16 protein-coding genes are annotated in these 15677 nt (G+C 46.9%); 7 read left to right on the plus strand and 9 right to left on the minus strand.

The features are described 5' to 3' along the window. Nucleotides 1–29: 29 nt before the first annotated feature. From queE to QP794_RS15580, 5 genes are all read right to left on the minus strand, one after another. The gene (gene queE / locus QP794_RS15560) at nucleotides 30–740 is read right to left on the minus strand and encodes a 7-carboxy-7-deazaguanine synthase QueE (protein ID WP_285078041.1); all 711 of its coding nucleotides are present in this window, start codon (nucleotides 738–740) and stop codon (nucleotides 30–32) included. A gap of 127 nt (nucleotides 741–867) precedes the next feature. After that, nucleotides 868–1359 carry a 6-carboxytetrahydropterin synthase QueD gene (gene queD / locus QP794_RS15565; RefSeq protein ID WP_285078042.1) on the minus strand — a complete coding sequence of 164 codons (492 nt, stop codon included), beginning with the start codon at nucleotides 1357–1359 and terminating at the stop codon, nucleotides 868–870. Continuing rightward, nucleotides 1359–2045, minus strand: coding sequence for a 7-cyano-7-deazaguanine synthase QueC (queC, locus tag QP794_RS15570; protein WP_285078043.1), 687 nt, complete (start codon nucleotides 2043–2045; stop codon nucleotides 1359–1361). Before queC ends, queD begins: the two co-directional genes overlap by 1 nt. Nucleotides 2046–2368: 323 nt before the next feature. Further along, entirely contained in the window at nucleotides 2369–3073 is a 705-nt protein-coding gene (locus tag QP794_RS15575) for an AIM24 family protein (protein WP_024632429.1), read from the minus strand. A gap of 18 nt (nucleotides 3074–3091) precedes the next feature. Continuing rightward, the gene (locus QP794_RS15580) at nucleotides 3092–3547 is read right to left on the minus strand and encodes a hypothetical protein (protein WP_285077931.1); all 456 of its coding nucleotides are present in this window, start codon (nucleotides 3545–3547) and stop codon (nucleotides 3092–3094) included. A 314-nt stretch (nucleotides 3548–3861) separates the two neighbouring features. Here QP794_RS15580 and QP794_RS15585 point away from each other — a divergent pair, with 314 nt between their 5' ends. From QP794_RS15585 to QP794_RS15595, 3 genes are all read left to right on the plus strand, one after another. Next, nucleotides 3862–4041 (plus strand): hypothetical protein, encoded by a 180-nt coding sequence (locus QP794_RS15585; protein WP_285078050.1) that lies wholly within the window; start codon nucleotides 3862–3864, stop codon nucleotides 4039–4041. Between the two features lie 207 nt (nucleotides 4042–4248). Next, nucleotides 4249–4953, plus strand: coding sequence for a hypothetical protein (locus QP794_RS15590; RefSeq protein ID WP_143805668.1), 705 nt, complete (start codon nucleotides 4249–4251; stop codon nucleotides 4951–4953). 161 nt (nucleotides 4954–5114) lie between these two features. Further along, a complete protein-coding gene (locus tag QP794_RS15595; protein WP_079350999.1) occupies nucleotides 5115–6080 on the plus strand; it encodes a helix-turn-helix transcriptional regulator in 966 nt (321 codons plus the stop codon). 54 nt (nucleotides 6081–6134) lie between these two features. Here QP794_RS15595 and QP794_RS15600 read toward each other — a convergent pair whose 3' ends face one another. Continuing rightward, entirely contained in the window at nucleotides 6135–6806 is a 672-nt protein-coding gene (locus QP794_RS15600) for a 3'-5' exonuclease (protein WP_285077932.1), read from the minus strand. Between the two features lie 527 nt (nucleotides 6807–7333). Here QP794_RS15600 and QP794_RS15605 point away from each other — a divergent pair. Both QP794_RS15605 and QP794_RS15610 read left to right on the plus strand, forming a co-directional pair. After that, nucleotides 7334–9115: a proline--tRNA ligase gene (locus QP794_RS15605; protein WP_285077933.1), complete on the plus strand. Its 1782-nt coding sequence runs from the start codon at nucleotides 7334–7336 to the stop codon at nucleotides 9113–9115. Between the two features lie 269 nt (nucleotides 9116–9384). Next, nucleotides 9385–9594: a hypothetical protein gene (locus QP794_RS15610; protein ID WP_285077934.1), complete on the plus strand. Its 210-nt coding sequence runs from the start codon at nucleotides 9385–9387 to the stop codon at nucleotides 9592–9594. A gap of 142 nt (nucleotides 9595–9736) precedes the next feature. Here the strand turns inward: QP794_RS15610 and QP794_RS15615 are convergent, their stop codons facing one another. The 3 genes from QP794_RS15615 to QP794_RS15625 form a co-directional block, all read right to left on the minus strand. After that, complete coding sequence (locus QP794_RS15615) at nucleotides 9737–11536, minus strand: 5'-nucleotidase C-terminal domain-containing protein (protein WP_285077935.1); 1800 nt, start codon at nucleotides 11534–11536, stop codon at nucleotides 9737–9739. 191 nt (nucleotides 11537–11727) lie between these two features. Next, nucleotides 11728–12135, minus strand: a complete 408-nt coding sequence (locus QP794_RS15620; protein ID WP_285077937.1) for an ImmA/IrrE family metallo-endopeptidase — start codon at nucleotides 12133–12135, stop codon at nucleotides 11728–11730. A 42-nt stretch (nucleotides 12136–12177) separates the two neighbouring features. Further along, complete coding sequence (locus tag QP794_RS15625; RefSeq protein WP_285077939.1) at nucleotides 12178–12624, minus strand: helix-turn-helix domain-containing protein; 447 nt, start codon at nucleotides 12622–12624, stop codon at nucleotides 12178–12180. A 799-nt stretch (nucleotides 12625–13423) separates the two neighbouring features. On the opposite strand from QP794_RS15625, the gene QP794_RS15630 reads away from it, so the two are divergent. Further along, entirely contained in the window at nucleotides 13424–13906 is a 483-nt protein-coding gene (locus QP794_RS15630; protein WP_053783401.1) for an ArpU family phage packaging/lysis transcriptional regulator, read from the plus strand. A 96-nt stretch (nucleotides 13907–14002) separates the two neighbouring features. Next, nucleotides 14003–15673, plus strand: coding sequence for a GAF domain-containing sensor histidine kinase (locus tag QP794_RS15635; RefSeq protein WP_285077941.1), 1671 nt, complete (start codon nucleotides 14003–14005; stop codon nucleotides 15671–15673). The last annotated feature ends 4 nt before the right edge of the window (nucleotides 15674–15677 follow it).

A 15677-nucleotide genomic window follows, 5' to 3' on the forward strand; every position in this document is an offset into this window, starting at 1 on the left:
CATGCCGCCCATTCCACCCATAAAATCCATCAGACGCCGCGTTTGTTGCCCCACACCAAAGTATGCAGCTGTGGCAGCACACGAACGTCGTTCAGATCATCCGATGCGCTAACTTGATCAATCAGCCACTCGTAACGGGCAAGCAATGAAGACGCCAGATCTGGCGTATCGGCAGAAGTGACATCCGGGTTCCCGGTCTGCAAAAATAAATCTGAGCCTGGATACCGTGCATGCACACGGCGGGCATAATCCAGATCTGTCTCATCGAAGATCACGATCTTCAGACTATGGCTTCGTTCCACCGGGCCAGCAGCCAGTCGGTGGATCAGATCATCCAGCACAGCCCAGTCGGTGTTCATGCCTGAGCTGGGAGGCTTGGGAGAGACGGTGACTTCGTCAATGTCCGCCAGCCAAGGCTGCCACCGGGAGCCCTGTGTTTCTACCGCGGTGCGGATGCCGTTCTCCCGCAGTAAGGTAACCAATCCGCCCAGCGAAGCGAGCAGGGCAGGGTTGCCGCCGGAAATCGTCACATGGGAGAAGCGTGAGCCGCCAACGCGGCGCAGCTCGTTCCACACCTCCTCCGGTGTAATCATCCGGATCAGATCCTTGCCGCTGCCGTCCCAAGTAAAAGCCGAGTCGCACCAGGAGCAGCGATAATCGCAGCCCGCGGTGCGGACGAACATCGTTTTCTGCCCAATGACCATGCCTTCACCTTGAACCGTCGGGCCAAAGATCTCCATCACAGGAATACGAGCCTCTTTGTTTCCGTCTTGTCCGTGAGGAAGCTTGTTGTCAGCCAATTCCACCGCAGAAGCAGCATTGGTTCCATCGGTACGGGTCGACGTTGTGAGATTGCTTAGTTCTACACTACTCATCGATCATCCACTCCCGTCTTGCCTCGGCGTAGCTGGTTGGCGTCTCGTATAAGCGGACAAACTCCGTTCGACCACCCTCGGTCAGTGCAGCATAAGGTTCGGTCTGCAAGGCATGTTCCATCTGTTCATACAACCAAACGACCATATTTTCAGCCGTTGTGTTCATGAGGGGAAGGGTTTCGTTCAAATACTGATGATCCAGATACCCTTCAATTTGTGTTTTCCATATCTCTTTGATATGTCCAAAATCAACTGTAAGCCCGGTCTCACCCGGATAACCGCTAATGCCAAAAACAACTTTATAGGTATGCCCGTGCAAGTTCTTGCACTTGCCTTCATAACAATGCAGGTGATGTGCCGCGTCAAACGTAAACTCCTTGCTCACAAGCACGCGTTTGCGATGATAGCGAAGCTGTGCAGGAAGGATATCTTCTCCAATCCGCTGCAATCGCTCCACAATACGGAAGGTTCCTGGCTCTCTCATCATACGTGCGCTCCTACAATTCCAACAGAAGCAGAATCGGTGCGTTGCTCCAGATAGCGATCCAGTCCGGCTTTGCGCAGTTTGCAGGCAGGACATTCACCGCAGCCATCGCCGATAATCCCGTTATAACAGGTTAGTGTACGTTCACGTACATAATCGAAGGCACTGAGATCATCCGCCATTTTCCACGTCTGGGCTTTGTCAAGCCACATCAGAGGGGTGTGAATGACAAATGGGTAGTCCATGGATAGGTTCAGCGTAACATTCATCGATTTCACAAATGAATCCCGACAATCCGGGTAACCGCTGAAATCCGTTTCGCATACACCTGTGACGAGGTGCCGAGCCCCTTTTTGCTTCGCCATAATGGCCGCAAAACTAAGGAACAGCAGATTCCGCCCATCGACAAACGTACTCGGCAGTTCTCCTTCTTCATGCGTAATCTCCACATCTGTACGGGTGAGTGCATTGGGAGCGAGTTGGTTTAACAAGCTCATGTCCAGTACCGTTTGCTGCACACCCAGATCGCGAGCGATCTCTGCAGCGCATTCAATCTCCAGCTTGTGGCGCTGTCCGTAATCGAAGGTAACCACCTCAACCTCGGCGAATTGCTGTTTGGCCCAGAACAAACAAGTTGTACTGTCCTGACCGCCGCTGAATACAACGACTGCTTTTTCTTCGTTCAACATAAAAAAACCTCTCCATCTTCTTAAGATCAATCCATGCGCATAGGCACAGAGTGTCGGAAGAACAGAGAAGTTCATGAACTGGCATCCATCAAAAAACACACCTTCTCGTAGACTGCTTCAAAAAAGCAGGCACGATCTAGTGTCCTTAGTTTTTTACGTACGTTGTTACCTAAAATGTACGCAAGACCATATTAACCTTAATGAAGGTCGAGTCTTATAGAGGGAGTTCGCGAACCTCTCCCATGCCACAGGCATGGATTTTCTTCTTCAATTGTCCGGTACAGTATAACACAATTTTATTATGGTGAGCATATCTGCACTTATTTAATTAATACATTTCCAAAAGGAATGACTTCCTTCAATATTCGCTTAAATAAGCCTTCATCGTTCATATCCTGTTCCAGTCGATGATTTTCACGGCCAGCCTGAAAGAGTACCGAGCCATGGCCCGTCATCTTCCAATGATAATTCATATGCTGGCTGGCAAGGTGGTTCCCGTACACGGTAAGTTCAAGCTGCGCGTTCTCGGGATAAGCGATAATACTGCCCGCATCCACGTAGAGGGGTGCAGTAGGGTGCAGTTCCTGCTGGCAGACCTGACCTTGTGTGAGCAATCCGATTTTGCCTTCGCCGGAAAATTTCATTTTGACTGCGTCCCGGGTGATCAGCATGTTTTTGATTTTCTGAATCTTGGTATGCATCGTTACGCCATCGGAATAGAAAAAAAGGTGGCGGAAGTCGTACAGCAGATCGCTATTCTCACTCAATTCAACTTCCTTCATGGTGAATCCGGGAGGCAGGGCGGCCACAAATTGACAAGGACCGGTAATTTCGGATTTGATCAGCTTTTTTTTGCGATATATCCCCGTAATATTCATGAATTTATCATTGCGACTGCTGCTTGGGCCGCGAAAAGCGACAATTTGCTGGGGGTGTAGAATATGAAGGCGGTCGTCCTGGATCAGTGAGAACGTAACTACTTGTCCGGCTCCGCCAGCTTCGGTATTGTTCAGGTGTATGTGCATGCGGTTGCTCCTGTCCTTTTATACTCGGCCTGAACGGCGACGCGTACCCCAGCGCATCACGCGAATCAGAATAAAGTATCCCAATATGAGAGAAACGGCTGTGATAATCATCGTCTGAATGCGTTTGGCAGTTGCTGTTTTGGCATCCTGATCATTTTGCAATTTGCTAACCATATCGGTCAGTTTCTCGTTTTGCGCCAGCAGCAACTCGTTCTGTGCCTTGAATGCTTCAACATTAGCCTGAGCTTGTCCCAATTGGGCAGAAGTCTGATTCAATTGCTCCAGCGTCTGTTTGTAGCTTTCCTGCAAAGCGTTTACTTCTCCAGGAAGCTCGGAGACCCGTTCCCATCCACTATAGATATCGGAAAATATATTGGCATTCGCTGCACTGACTGTAGAAGTCAAAGAAACAGTAAACAATACACATGTGGTGAATAACACCCGAATGAAATAACCCTGAATGGGTTTTGGCATGTATGGCACCTTCTTTCGGTTACATAATCGTTTGCCGATTTCGTCGTCATTTGTTGAAATACGGCTCTTACATTATACGTCAAAACCGGGACAATGGGTTCAAGAGGATGTAGTTTTAATTACCCTGTATGAGAATAAATCAATACATGCGCATATTGTTTAATTTTAAGAACGACGGGGTAATAGAAGGACAGGGCAGCACTCCGGACGGTCTTGACATCATTCCTTTACTCCAGTTCCGGGTGCAGCTATTCATATTAACGAAATTAGCAATTTAATGAGCGAAAACAATATATCCGATTTTTATAAAGATCGTGAATGCGAATATGTACACAACTGAACAAGCTGCAACGACCAAAACGATTATGATCACTGTAAATGGTGAGCCCATCGGGCGTGAATTGATTATCGACAGTATTACTTATGCTCCCATCACAGAACCTGAATCTGTACAAAAATTACACAAAATGGGAATGAATCCATCTGCGATTTAAGTTAGGACTTGTCATATAAAAGTGGTCTAAAAGCTTGGCATACTGCCAAGCTTTTTCGTCGTTTATTGTCGTAATTACACGGATTTAGGGAGGAAAAACTAATATTATGGAAAAATTTCCTGCGAACATATGTTCCGTGACAATATAGTGTCCATTTACCCTGATAAGTTAGAAGATAATACATATAAATCGGGGGAGAGACTACCAGTGAACTCAGTCTTTGAAGTATCTTATTCGTGGAATAGAGAGGCCATACCGACAGGGGGAGCCGACCCCGTATATATGATGGTAGAGTGGCGTAACGGAGCCCCTGCCAAAAGACTCAGGAAAATAGCACCCAAAATTGTGTCGAGAGACTTGGAACTTTTGCTCAAACCGGAATTTGGAATTCAGCTCAAGGGTATCTATGGCTGTCGTTCCAAAGAAACGGATATCGGTTGGGTTCTAAGACTCGGAGATGTATACAAGGGCGAGAGTAAACAAATATTGCTCGAATTCGCCATGGGACCTCGTGTATCTGGGAAAAGTGCCGTTTGTTCAGCTTATTGGAGTACACGAAAGTTGAAACAAAGCCAAAGAGTGCTGCTGCGCAGAGAACAGTTGTATATTCAGTACACAAGTCATCTGGGCATGCTGCGCCAGCCGGAAGATCCCAAGGTAGAAAAGACGATCAAATTGAACGAAACCGTTCCTCTGATTAAACAAGCTTTGCGCGCTTATGAAAGAGGTCGTACACAAGAGGGCAGTGATCTGCTGCGTCGTCACGCAGATGCTTTGTTAATTGAAGCAGCTCGTAAACAGGATCTGGATTATTATGCGGAAGCCGAAATTGTTGAAAAACTTCGGTACCACTACGGGATTACTTTTAATTCCATGGCTCATAATCGCGGAAAAACGATGTTAGGTGAATAGGGATAAAGAACTAGTGATGATGGTAGGGCCAGGAATGTTTCTACATAATTTTTTGAAGGTGAAGTCAAGGAATAAGTCGAATGTACTAAACAACATAATAATAAAAAATGGATGGAGTTGTATCGAATTTATTGAAACAACATCGTGGAGGGTCCGGCAAAATGACAGACCGACTGATCCGATTAATGCGCATTATAACTCTTGTGCAGGCCAAGCCGGGCATTCTGGCCCGTGAGCTTGCCGAGCGGTGCGAAACAACGGAAAGGACGATATACCGCGACATGGAGGCCCTCAGTGCAATGCATATCCCCATCGCCAATATGGGACACGGGAGAGGATACATGTTTATCAGCCATTTTGCCATGTATCCGCTGAATTGGTCTGATGATGAAGCTCAAGCCTTTATGCACCTGGCAGAAGTCATGGAGAATATTCGTCCGTTGCTGAAGCCTGCTTTTGAGAGCGCGTATGAGAAAGTGGTTGCTTCGAGTCAGAAAAACAAAACTGAGCGAGTGGAATGGTCTGAGCAAATTAGCGGGATGTTCAAAGTGGGTACTTCTGCATGGCAGAATGAAAGTACCGAACTTCTGAATCATTCACTGGTGATGTTGCTTCAGGCTGGAATTTCCCAGAACACTATTGAAGGAGAATATCTGTCTCAAGGTAAAAAGGGGATTGTGCGAATGGATCCCTACTGTCTTATTCCGCGTGAATACCGATTTGATCTGTTGGCGTATTGTCACCTTTCAGAGAAACTGACATTATTTCAAGTGAATCGTTTGCACAGGGTTCGGATTTTGCCACGCACGTTCCGCAAAGATGATTACCTTTTACAATCTCACTTCCGTACGCCACGGGAACTTGGCAGCAGTACGGAGTGGACTGCATTCAAAATCAGATTTTCGCCGCACGCTGTAGAGCGTGTCATGCAGGAGCAGTTTTTTGCACGCCCCATCTTGACGATTGAACCGGAAGGCACATTGTTGTTTGAGGCCATATTGAGTGATGAGCAAGGGTTTCTAACCTGGCTGTCTCAATATGGACCCGATGCCGAAATTCTGGAACCTGAGAAATACCGCCTCATAATGAAAGAACGTCTGGAGCGCTGGAGGGAGATCTACAACTGAACTTCTATGTAGCTCATGGCTGGTTCGTCTTAGTTCAACATACGTTATATGCAGTTACTCTTTAGTCTTGAACAGGTGTGCCAGGTTACCAAAAGGGGAATCGTTGTCATCGTCTTCTGTACTGCTCGAATAGACCACTTTGGACGTGATGCCTTCATCATCTGCGGCGCAATTGGTTTCCAGGTTGAACTGGTCAAATTGATGCATGAATACTTTGGCTGTATTAATAGCATCATCCAAAGCGCGATGCTGGGTGCCATCGAATTCAATACCGCACAGCTCAAGAGCCTGAGCGAGTCCAAGCTGACGGAATTTCCCTTCTTTGCGCACTGTGCGCGACCATTGCTGCTGAAGATCATTGTGATTGGTGATCCAGGCGACATCAAGCTGATGCGTGCGACAATGAGAGATCAGTTTGGTGCGGTCATCCGGTCCCCAGGAGCACATGTAATAGGATTCACTTCCCATCCAGGCAATAAATTGATTCAGCGCTTCCGGAAAAAGGGGAGATGCGTCGATATCTTTCTGCGAAATACCCGTAAATTGAATTGTATCGGCGGACAGCACCGATTTATTGGATGGACGAACATAAGTATGGAACGTGTCTGAAACGTACAGGCCGTTCTCACTTTCCGTTACTTTAACGGCACCGATATCTATAATTTCAGAAGAGTAACGTGTATTGCGGCTTACTGTGAATTCAAGATCGTAAATAATATATGGCATAGGACAAACTCCTTTATCAATTAATACATGGTTTCTATTTCTCTATATTACAGGTAACGCACGGCCATGTCAGCCATCGCTCAGGAATTCATTTTAACGTAAAGCTGGCAACCGTATGGTTGACAATTTCTTGTAAATACACTATGGTGATCAAAATGATAACAGCGATCAACGAGGACATAATGACGTTAGCCAGCTTCGGCAGAGAGGAAACCGCCTAGTGCAAGGTTTCTGTTGCTGTTTCGTTATTCCTACCTCGCGAGCTGCGGAGGAGAAGGCCCAATCGGTCTGTACCCTCCGCCGGATGGGCCCGTTATGCCCTGAAGGACTGTAAGTTCACGTATGGCACAGGTTGCAAACGGAGAACCGGTTATGGCAAATGCCCTGTTGATTGAATGGCAGGTCAGCCGGCAAAATGCAGTTAAATAAGGGTGGTACCACGACACATTCGTCCCTTGACGGATGTGTCTTTTTGCTGTTTATAACTTGATTCACAATAACGACTAGAAGGTAAGGGGTGTGACAAGATGCGTCAAAGTGAAATGCTTGTTCCAACATTACGTGAAGCACCAGCAGAGGCAGATGCAGCAGGACATCGCTGGTTACTTCGCTCTGGCATGATTCGCCAACTCGCAGCAGGGATATACAGTTATCTGCCCTTGGGACGTCGTATCTTGCTGAATGTCGAGCGTATCGTTCGGGAAGAAATGGACCGTGCAGGATGTCAGGAAGTATTGCTGCCAATCATGCAGCCTGCTGAGCTATGGGAGGAATCCGGAAGATATACACAGTATGGTCCTGAGCTGATGCGTCTGAAGGATCGCCATGCACGAGAATTCGCCCTGGGTCCAACCCATGAAGAAGTCGTAACTGCACTGGCTCGTGACGAGGTTAATTCCTATCGGAAGCTGCCGTTTACACTTTATCAGATTGGAACCAAATTCAGAGATGAACGTCGACCAAGATTTGGATTATTGCGGGGACGGGAGTTCATCATGAAGGATGCGTACTCTTTTGCATCCGATTGGGAAGAGCTGGATCACACTTATCAGGCCATGAATACCGCATACTCGCGCATTTTGGAGCGTTGTGGACTGGAATATATTCGCGTGGAAGCCGATGCAGGCACCATTGGTGGTCAGGGAGAGACCCATGAGTTTATGGCACTTGCCGATGTGGGAGAAGATACGATCGTAACCTGCAAACATTGTGGATATGCCGCAAATCTGGAGAAGGCAGGATATCAGACTTCTGAATCTTCTGCTAATCATTCAGGACCTGCTGATACTTCTACTGACCCCAAAACAGTCGATAAAGCCGATGGGAATATTAAAGGGGACACACTGGTTCGTATCGAAACTCCAGGGGTACGTACGATCAATGAGCTAAGCGCCTTTGTGGGTGAGGACGCTCGGCATATGATCAAAACGCTTCTTTATCAAGCAGATGGTCAACTAATCGCTGCGCTTGTTCGTGGGGATCATGAAGTGAATGATATCGCTCTGAAGCAGGTATTAGGTGCAGAGGAGCTGATCCTGGCTGATGAAACTGCACTTGCAGGTCATCCGAAATTAACTGTAGGCTTCCTGGGTCCCATTGGACTGGATCTGCCGATTGTAGTGGATGCGGATGTCGCTGTTATGGAACATGCAATTACAGGAGCGAATGAAGTCGATGTACACTATTCGAATGTACGTCCGGGTATAGATTTTACTTTGGACAAAGTAGATCGAATTCGTTTCGCTGCTGAAGATGACGGCTGCCCAACCTGTGGAGAATCGCTTGTATTCACAAAAGGAATCGAAGTGGGGCATATCTTTAAACTGGGAACCAAGTACAGTGACGCCATGGGAGCATCCTTCCTGGATCGCAATGGACGGCAGTGCGCACCAGTAATGGGTTGTTACGGGATCGGTGTGTCTCGTCTGATGGCGGCTATTGCTGAACAATATGCCGGAGAAGATGGTATCCGTTGGCCAGCAGCTGTCGCACCTTATCATGTACATCTGATTCCAATGAGTTGGAAGGATGAGCAGCAGCGCGAGCTTACGCTGCAGCTGGAACAACAACTTACAGATGCCGGATACAGTGTATTGGTCGATGATCGTGATGAACGACCAGGAGTGAAGTTCAAGGACTCGGAATTGATCGGATTGCCTGTCCAAATTGTAATTGGTCGGGGTGCGGCAGAAGGACAAGTGGAATTTGGCTCACATGTTCTTGCAGTGCAAGGTGAATCCAAACGAATCAGTATGACGGCACAAGAGGCTTTAAGTCAGGTGAAAGATAAGCTTATAGTCCGGAATTAAAAAAAATAGCATCCTTATGGAACTGTGCTACGTGTCTCTATATAATAGAACGATCTATAATAGGTCCGGATATTATGCGATAAGAATTGCTTGTGGTTATGTAACGGAGTAAAGCGCTAAAAAGAGGGCTATAGTCACATAAGCAGGCAACAATATTTGCGTTTTGTCATACAAAGTAACTAGAATTTGAAAAATTGTATTCTGTATACAGTAGGTTTGTTCCTAAGAGCTACAGATATGGTGTGTTAGCAAAGTTTGCATGTGCAAATATGCAAACCATGAAGGATAAATATGTCGATTCTAATGTGAAATATCCGCATGAGAGTGGCAATTATGGAGATTTCTTCTATAGTCCATGGTCGGGGACAAGGGATGAAGTGAATTCTCAAAGTGAATCAAGAGATTTATTTTTGCAGCAAAGCTATATTCAAGTAGACATGGATTGTACAACTCAGCAGATTAACCATGGAGTGAAGTAATTTGTAAATTAGAAAAGGGTGTCCATCAGCCGATTATGGCTTGAGGGACACCCTTTCTTTGGAATGGATTGATGGGTACAACTATTTCTGATTCTGTCGCATCCTGGAGATCATCGATTCGAGCTGCTTTTCTCGGATGATCTTAAGAGGCTGCAGGCAGTTTCAATTGTTGACCTGGATAGATCCAGTGTGGATTTTTGATTTTATTCAGCTTTTGCAGAGCTTGCCAAGTTGTACCGTATTGTTTGGAGATGGAGTACAGGGAATCTCCGGATTTAACAACATGCACTTTGGCTGGAGCTGGTTTGCTTGGTGTCGGTTTCGACGGTGTTTCTGGTTTTGGTGTCTCTGGTTTCGGTGTAGTTGGTGCTGGTGTTTCGGTTACTGGAGCTTCCGGTTCAACCGCAGGAGCTTTTGCTTCCTTGATTCGGCCGTCTGTTTTGATATCAACAGCGCCCAGTTTTTGCATGTATCCGATCAACGCTTCATCCATAGCACCGTACATGCCTGACGTTGCGTATTTTGCGAACATGGTGTACTCGTCACCGCCAACAGCAGTGAAATCATTTGTAGCCAGCGTATACGTTGCTTTCGGGTCAAGGGCTTTATCGCCGATCATGACGGAATGTACACGGCTGCCTTTTGCAGCGGAAGAATCAATGCTGAATGTCATGCCGGATACTTGCGGGAATCCACCGCTTGGTTCCGGATAAGATCCTACACCGTTTTCAAGGGCTGCAAGTACATCAGAGCCTTTTACTTCAAGCGTTACAACCTGATTACCAAAAGGAAGTACAGTGATAACATCACCTTTGGTTACGATACCTTTTTCAATGGAAGAACGAATACCGCCACCGTTTGTGAGTGCGATATCAGCTTTGCTGACGTCACGGATGGCATCTGCCAGCAGGTCACCCAGGTTAGTTTCACCTGCACGCACTTGTTCACGTTTGCCGTCCAGCAGAATCGCTGTTTTGGCTACTTCTTCTTTCAGAATAGGCTCTTGTTCTTTCTGAATGGAATTCACCAATGCGGCTACTTTCTCATTCGGTTTGATGTCTTTTGCTTCGGTTTCATCAATCAATGTTGCTTGTTTTTTGGTTACTTTACCGCCGTCAACCCACAGGTCGATAACACCTACAAAGTTAGTATACTCACCGGCGCTGGCGATCAGTGTTCCGTTATCGGATACAAGTCCATCTTGCAGAACCGTATGGCTATGACCATCGATGAATACATCAATGCCAGGCACTTCTTTCACAACTTTGAGGCTAGTATCGGTGCTGGACGCGTCTTGTCCAAGGTGTCCCAATACCACAACAACATCGACTTTGCTGCGAATTTCGTTTACGAGCACTTTAGCTTCCGCAGATGGGTCTGTAATGTCCAGACCTTCCATATTTTTCGGGTTCGTTTTGTACATCGTTTCCGGTGTGGAGAGGGCAATAATACCAATCTTCACGCCATCTACTTCTTTAATGAGATAAGGCTCAAACAGACGAGTACCGTCTTTTTTCTTCACATTGGCACTGATCATTGGAAAATTCATCATATCCGCCAGTTCAAGCAAACGCTTGGAACCGTAGTTGAATTCATGGTTGCCTGGAACGATGGCCTGATAGCCCATTTCGTTCATGACTTTGACAATGCTCTCACCGTTAACGAGCGTAGCAAAGGTTGTACCATGCACTGCATCTCCGGCATCCAGCAGAAGGTTGTTTGGGTTTTCGCTACGGTATTTGTCCGCAATTCCAGCAACCTTGGCGAAACCCATCGCAGGTGAGGACTCAACTGCGCGTGCGTGCATGTCATTCGTATGTAGAATAGTAATGTGCTTACCTGTGCCCGAAGTCGTATCTGTTGCAGCAGAGGCGAAGCCTACACTGCCAAATAACAGACAGAGCGTTAGCACAAGTGAAACGTAAGTCTTCCAGATTTTCATATGAATCAGTAACCCCCCAAAAAATAATAATCTCGTGAGCGTTTGCACAACTCATGTTGTATTTTACCAGACTATTATTAGGAAATCTCGTGATTTGTGTAAAAATAGGTAACCTGAAAGTGACATCTGATTTTAATAGTGGAAGATTAAGAGATGAATTGACTTATAAGGAACGTATGTTCTTAGAAAGACTAAAAAAAATGCTGCACTTCACGTGGCAGTCCTGTACGTAAACAAAATTTCTCCAGTGATTCATCCGGTTCAGGCCTTAATCCGGAAGTGAGTAGCTGTATGGCAAAACGATTGGCCTGTCTTTCCAGCTTGCCTGGCGCAAAATAGGAGTGTTCCTCCAGAAAGAACCGGTTTATGCCTTTGTGCAATCGGTCATGTCCAAGCTCATGGGCACACACGAAACGCTGCCATTCCGGCGGTAAATCATTGTGAATGACGATAAATCTGCGACGGAGCTTGCGGAAATACAGTCCTTTGGTAGACTTGCCCAGATTGGTGAACCGGATCTGTATTCCAATGGCTCTGGCAATGCTGAAAGGGCAGTTGGTCCGGTGTTTTCGAATCAGCTTTGTTACAATGTCATCCATATCATCTCACCTGCTGCTTTAGTTTATTCAGCTTGAAATGCTTCATGGGCGCTCGTCCGGATCATTCGTTTTTTTGCGTTTGTTCATCTGCTTGGCTTCCCAGAACAGACCTGTCAGGACATCCTTGATTCGTTTCTTGTCCTCAACATCCAGCGGGATGCCGTCAAACATCAGATCATCCTCGTCCTCCAGCATCTTTTTGAAGTCCCGACGGTCCTTGTACGTTGCCCATTCCGGAGCTTCCTGCAGCTCGATTGCTGTATTTGAGACTTCCAGATACCCGGCCTGCTTCATCATATCCGCGTAAGGAACCGAGAGTGCGTCCGAGATTTTGCGGATGGTGGCGGGCTTAGGAACACCGCGAACCCCATTCTCAATGCGTGAAATTTGCGAGTTGCTGATTCCTGCTGCTTCGGCGAGTTGATTGATGCTGTATCCCTGTTGCTCGCGCAGTTGTTTCAGATAAGGACCAAAAGCGTGCTCCACCATTCATGCCACTCCTTTGATTCGTACAAGTGTGTTAACAATTATTAAGAAGACAGTTGGACGGGGGAGGTAGATGCGCACTCTAAGCCCGTTCCGGATTCGGATCGTTCTTTCGATCGCTGTTATCCCCAGATTTCTTTGTTTCCCTTTCCTAAAAGGGAGAAATCCGGTGATAAAGGCGAACGCTTCGCTTCTTCAGAATCGATTCCGTCTCCTTCACTACGTTCGCTCGTGATACGTACCTAAACACGACGCAGGACAATTCTCGGTAGCTTCTTAATAAAAATCAAATGACTTATACGAGGATCTTTAATTATCTGTACTATATCGTATATATACCATTAGGTAAAGGGATATGAATCAATTATGCCAAAAGGTAAAGGAAATGAGAGCGCGGGTTTTATTTTATAGTTAAAACGACCCAAAATGAAGGTTTACGCCGATCCCCAGAAAGTGGTATCCTCAAATAGAAATACGAACAAAATACGAACAAAATGTAAAGATGAGACAAGTTGGGTGATCGGGAAAATGAATTATTCCTGCTTCATCGCTGGCTTGAATTGATTCCAAAAGGCAACAGGGAAAATTGAAAAATGCCGTTACTATTTCAGAGAACTGGATAACCCTAATAAGAGAAGTATTTTGTATTAATCCAAAGAGCGATTCAAATCAGCAATAGATAGATCGAAAAGCTTCTATTCGTCTATCTAATGTACCCGTAAGTGACTGGAACCGAATAATACAAAATACCAAAGATGAGATGAATGCGAGTTTAACTGACCCTTTAAGGAGGAGAATGAATATGGAACTGATGCTGCCCGAATTGGACCGACGCAAAACACAGACTGCTGTTGAAGCCGCGCTGGAAAAATACCGGATTTATAAAACGATTGCTTTTGAAGAACGAGAGGTGATGGTGACGGCGAGTTACGCTGAGCGTTTCCATGGTGCAACGAATGTGACCGGGGATTCCACCGCCAGAACGGCAATCTATAATGTGGATGTGCAGCGCGCACGACAGGCTTACTGCGATACGATTGATTTTGTAGTCTCTCGACTGAGCGAGAAGGAACGTGTACTCGTCAGCGAACGTTATCTGAAGGATGACGATGTATTTGACTATAAAGTGTATAACCATGTGTTTGATCCGCCTGTCAGCAAGGATACGTATACGAAGATTCGGACGCGTGCTTTCTATAAAATGGCGCTGGCTCTGTCGGACCGCGGTCTGATCAATATGGAGCCTTTATCTGCTTCTCGTAAAGAACGACAGAAGCTGGGTTAGATATGAGGCCAGAAGTTCATCCTTTTATATCCTTCGATGATTGTATACAATAATTGAAAAACAACACTAAGGATCAGTCAAAGGAGAGGAATCCGCATGACGGAACAAGCCGGAATGCAGGAGATGTACACACTGAAGACGATCGCGGAAACGCTCAACACATCCAACGACCTGAATTTAATGCTGGATACGGTGCTCGGCAAACTGTTGGAACTGACAGGATTGACTGCGGGCTGGGTGTTTCTGATCGATACTCAGGGAGCATACGTCTGTATTGCTGATCACCGTCTTCCTCCTGCACTGATGCATCATGACAAGGAACCGATGCGCTGCGGGTCTTGCTGGTGCGTGAATCGCTTCCGCGACGGGAGATTGGATAATGCTGTAAATATTATTAATTGCAAACGTCTGGAGGATGCGGTTGAACATCAATGGGGAGATACCCATGACATCACCCATCATGCGACGGTCCCGCTCCGCTCAGGGGAGAAGATGCTGGGACTGATGAATGTGGCTGCTCCGGGCAAACAGCATTTTAGTGATAGTGAGCTGGCACTTTTGCAGGCTGTAGCTTATCAGATCGGCAGTGCGATGGAGCGGATGCGATTATACAGCGCGGAGCAAAGGCGAGCGGATCTGTATGCCAGGCTGGGAGAGTACAGCAGATCGCTGGGCCTGGCGGTGAACGAGTGCAGCAATTCAGACGATATGGCGAAGAAGGTTGTACAGCTGCTCGGGCAGCATTATGACTGGCCTTTTGTTGCACTGTTATCGCAGAAGAACGGAAGTTTTATGGTACAGGCCGCCCATATTCTTGGAAAGTTCGAAATGCTGACACGTTCTCAACTTTCTCCACAGGGGGAGAGTCGCATGCATCGGGTGATTGATTCTCATCGTGCGACGGTATTGGCGGCAATGGAGATTCAGGAAGTTTCAGCACTTTGCAATACTCGGCTCCCCATGTCCGTTTTGGCCTCGGGACTGGCTGCTCCCATCCCTCTGAGTTCTCCTGGCGAAACGGCGATACTGGTGGTTGGCTTGGGTTCTTCCAATGGTTTCCTTCAGGCAGATCGTGAGGTTCTCGATGCACTTGCTGAACATATAACAGCCTCGTGGGAAAGTCTGAGACTGGTTTACAAACGCCGGGAATTAACCCGACTGGAGGAACGAAATCGGCTCGCAAGGGATTTGCATGATTCAGTGAATCAAATTTTGTTCTCCCTGTCCCTGACAGCCAAAGGTGCAGAGAGCATGTTATCCGGATCATTGCAGCTGCATCCAGCCGCGGAAGCAATGAAGGATATACGTGCCTTGTCACAGGAAGCCTTGAAGGAGATGCGTGCCTTGATTATGCAGCTTCGCCCGGCAGGTTTGGAGTCTGGTCTGCTCAGTGCTTTGCAGGAGTATGGTACAGGACAGGGGTTGCAAGTCGTTGTACACCGGGCGGGTATGCGGTCCTTGCCTCAAAGTATTGAGGAAGGACTATGGCGTATTGGACAGGAAGCGCTCAATAATGTACGTAAACATGCGGAAGTTACTTCCGCTGAGATATCCCTACAGCTAAGCGATCAGAAAGCGATATTCATCGTTACAGATCGGGGCAAAGGTGGAGCCAAAAGGCGTGAGGCCTTGCCTGCCAGTTCACTTGGTCTGTCCATCATGAGGGAACGGGCGCAATCGCTGGGTGGCAGACTAGAACTTGTAAGTTCATCCCGTAAGGGAACATCGGTAACGGTAGTCATTCCACTCCCGTCCGAATCTGTATAAAGTC

Source organism: Paenibacillus sp. UMB7766-LJ446 (genome assembly GCF_030226665.1).
Taxonomy (GTDB): Bacteria; Bacillota; Bacilli; order Paenibacillales; family Paenibacillaceae; genus Paenibacillus; species Paenibacillus vandeheii.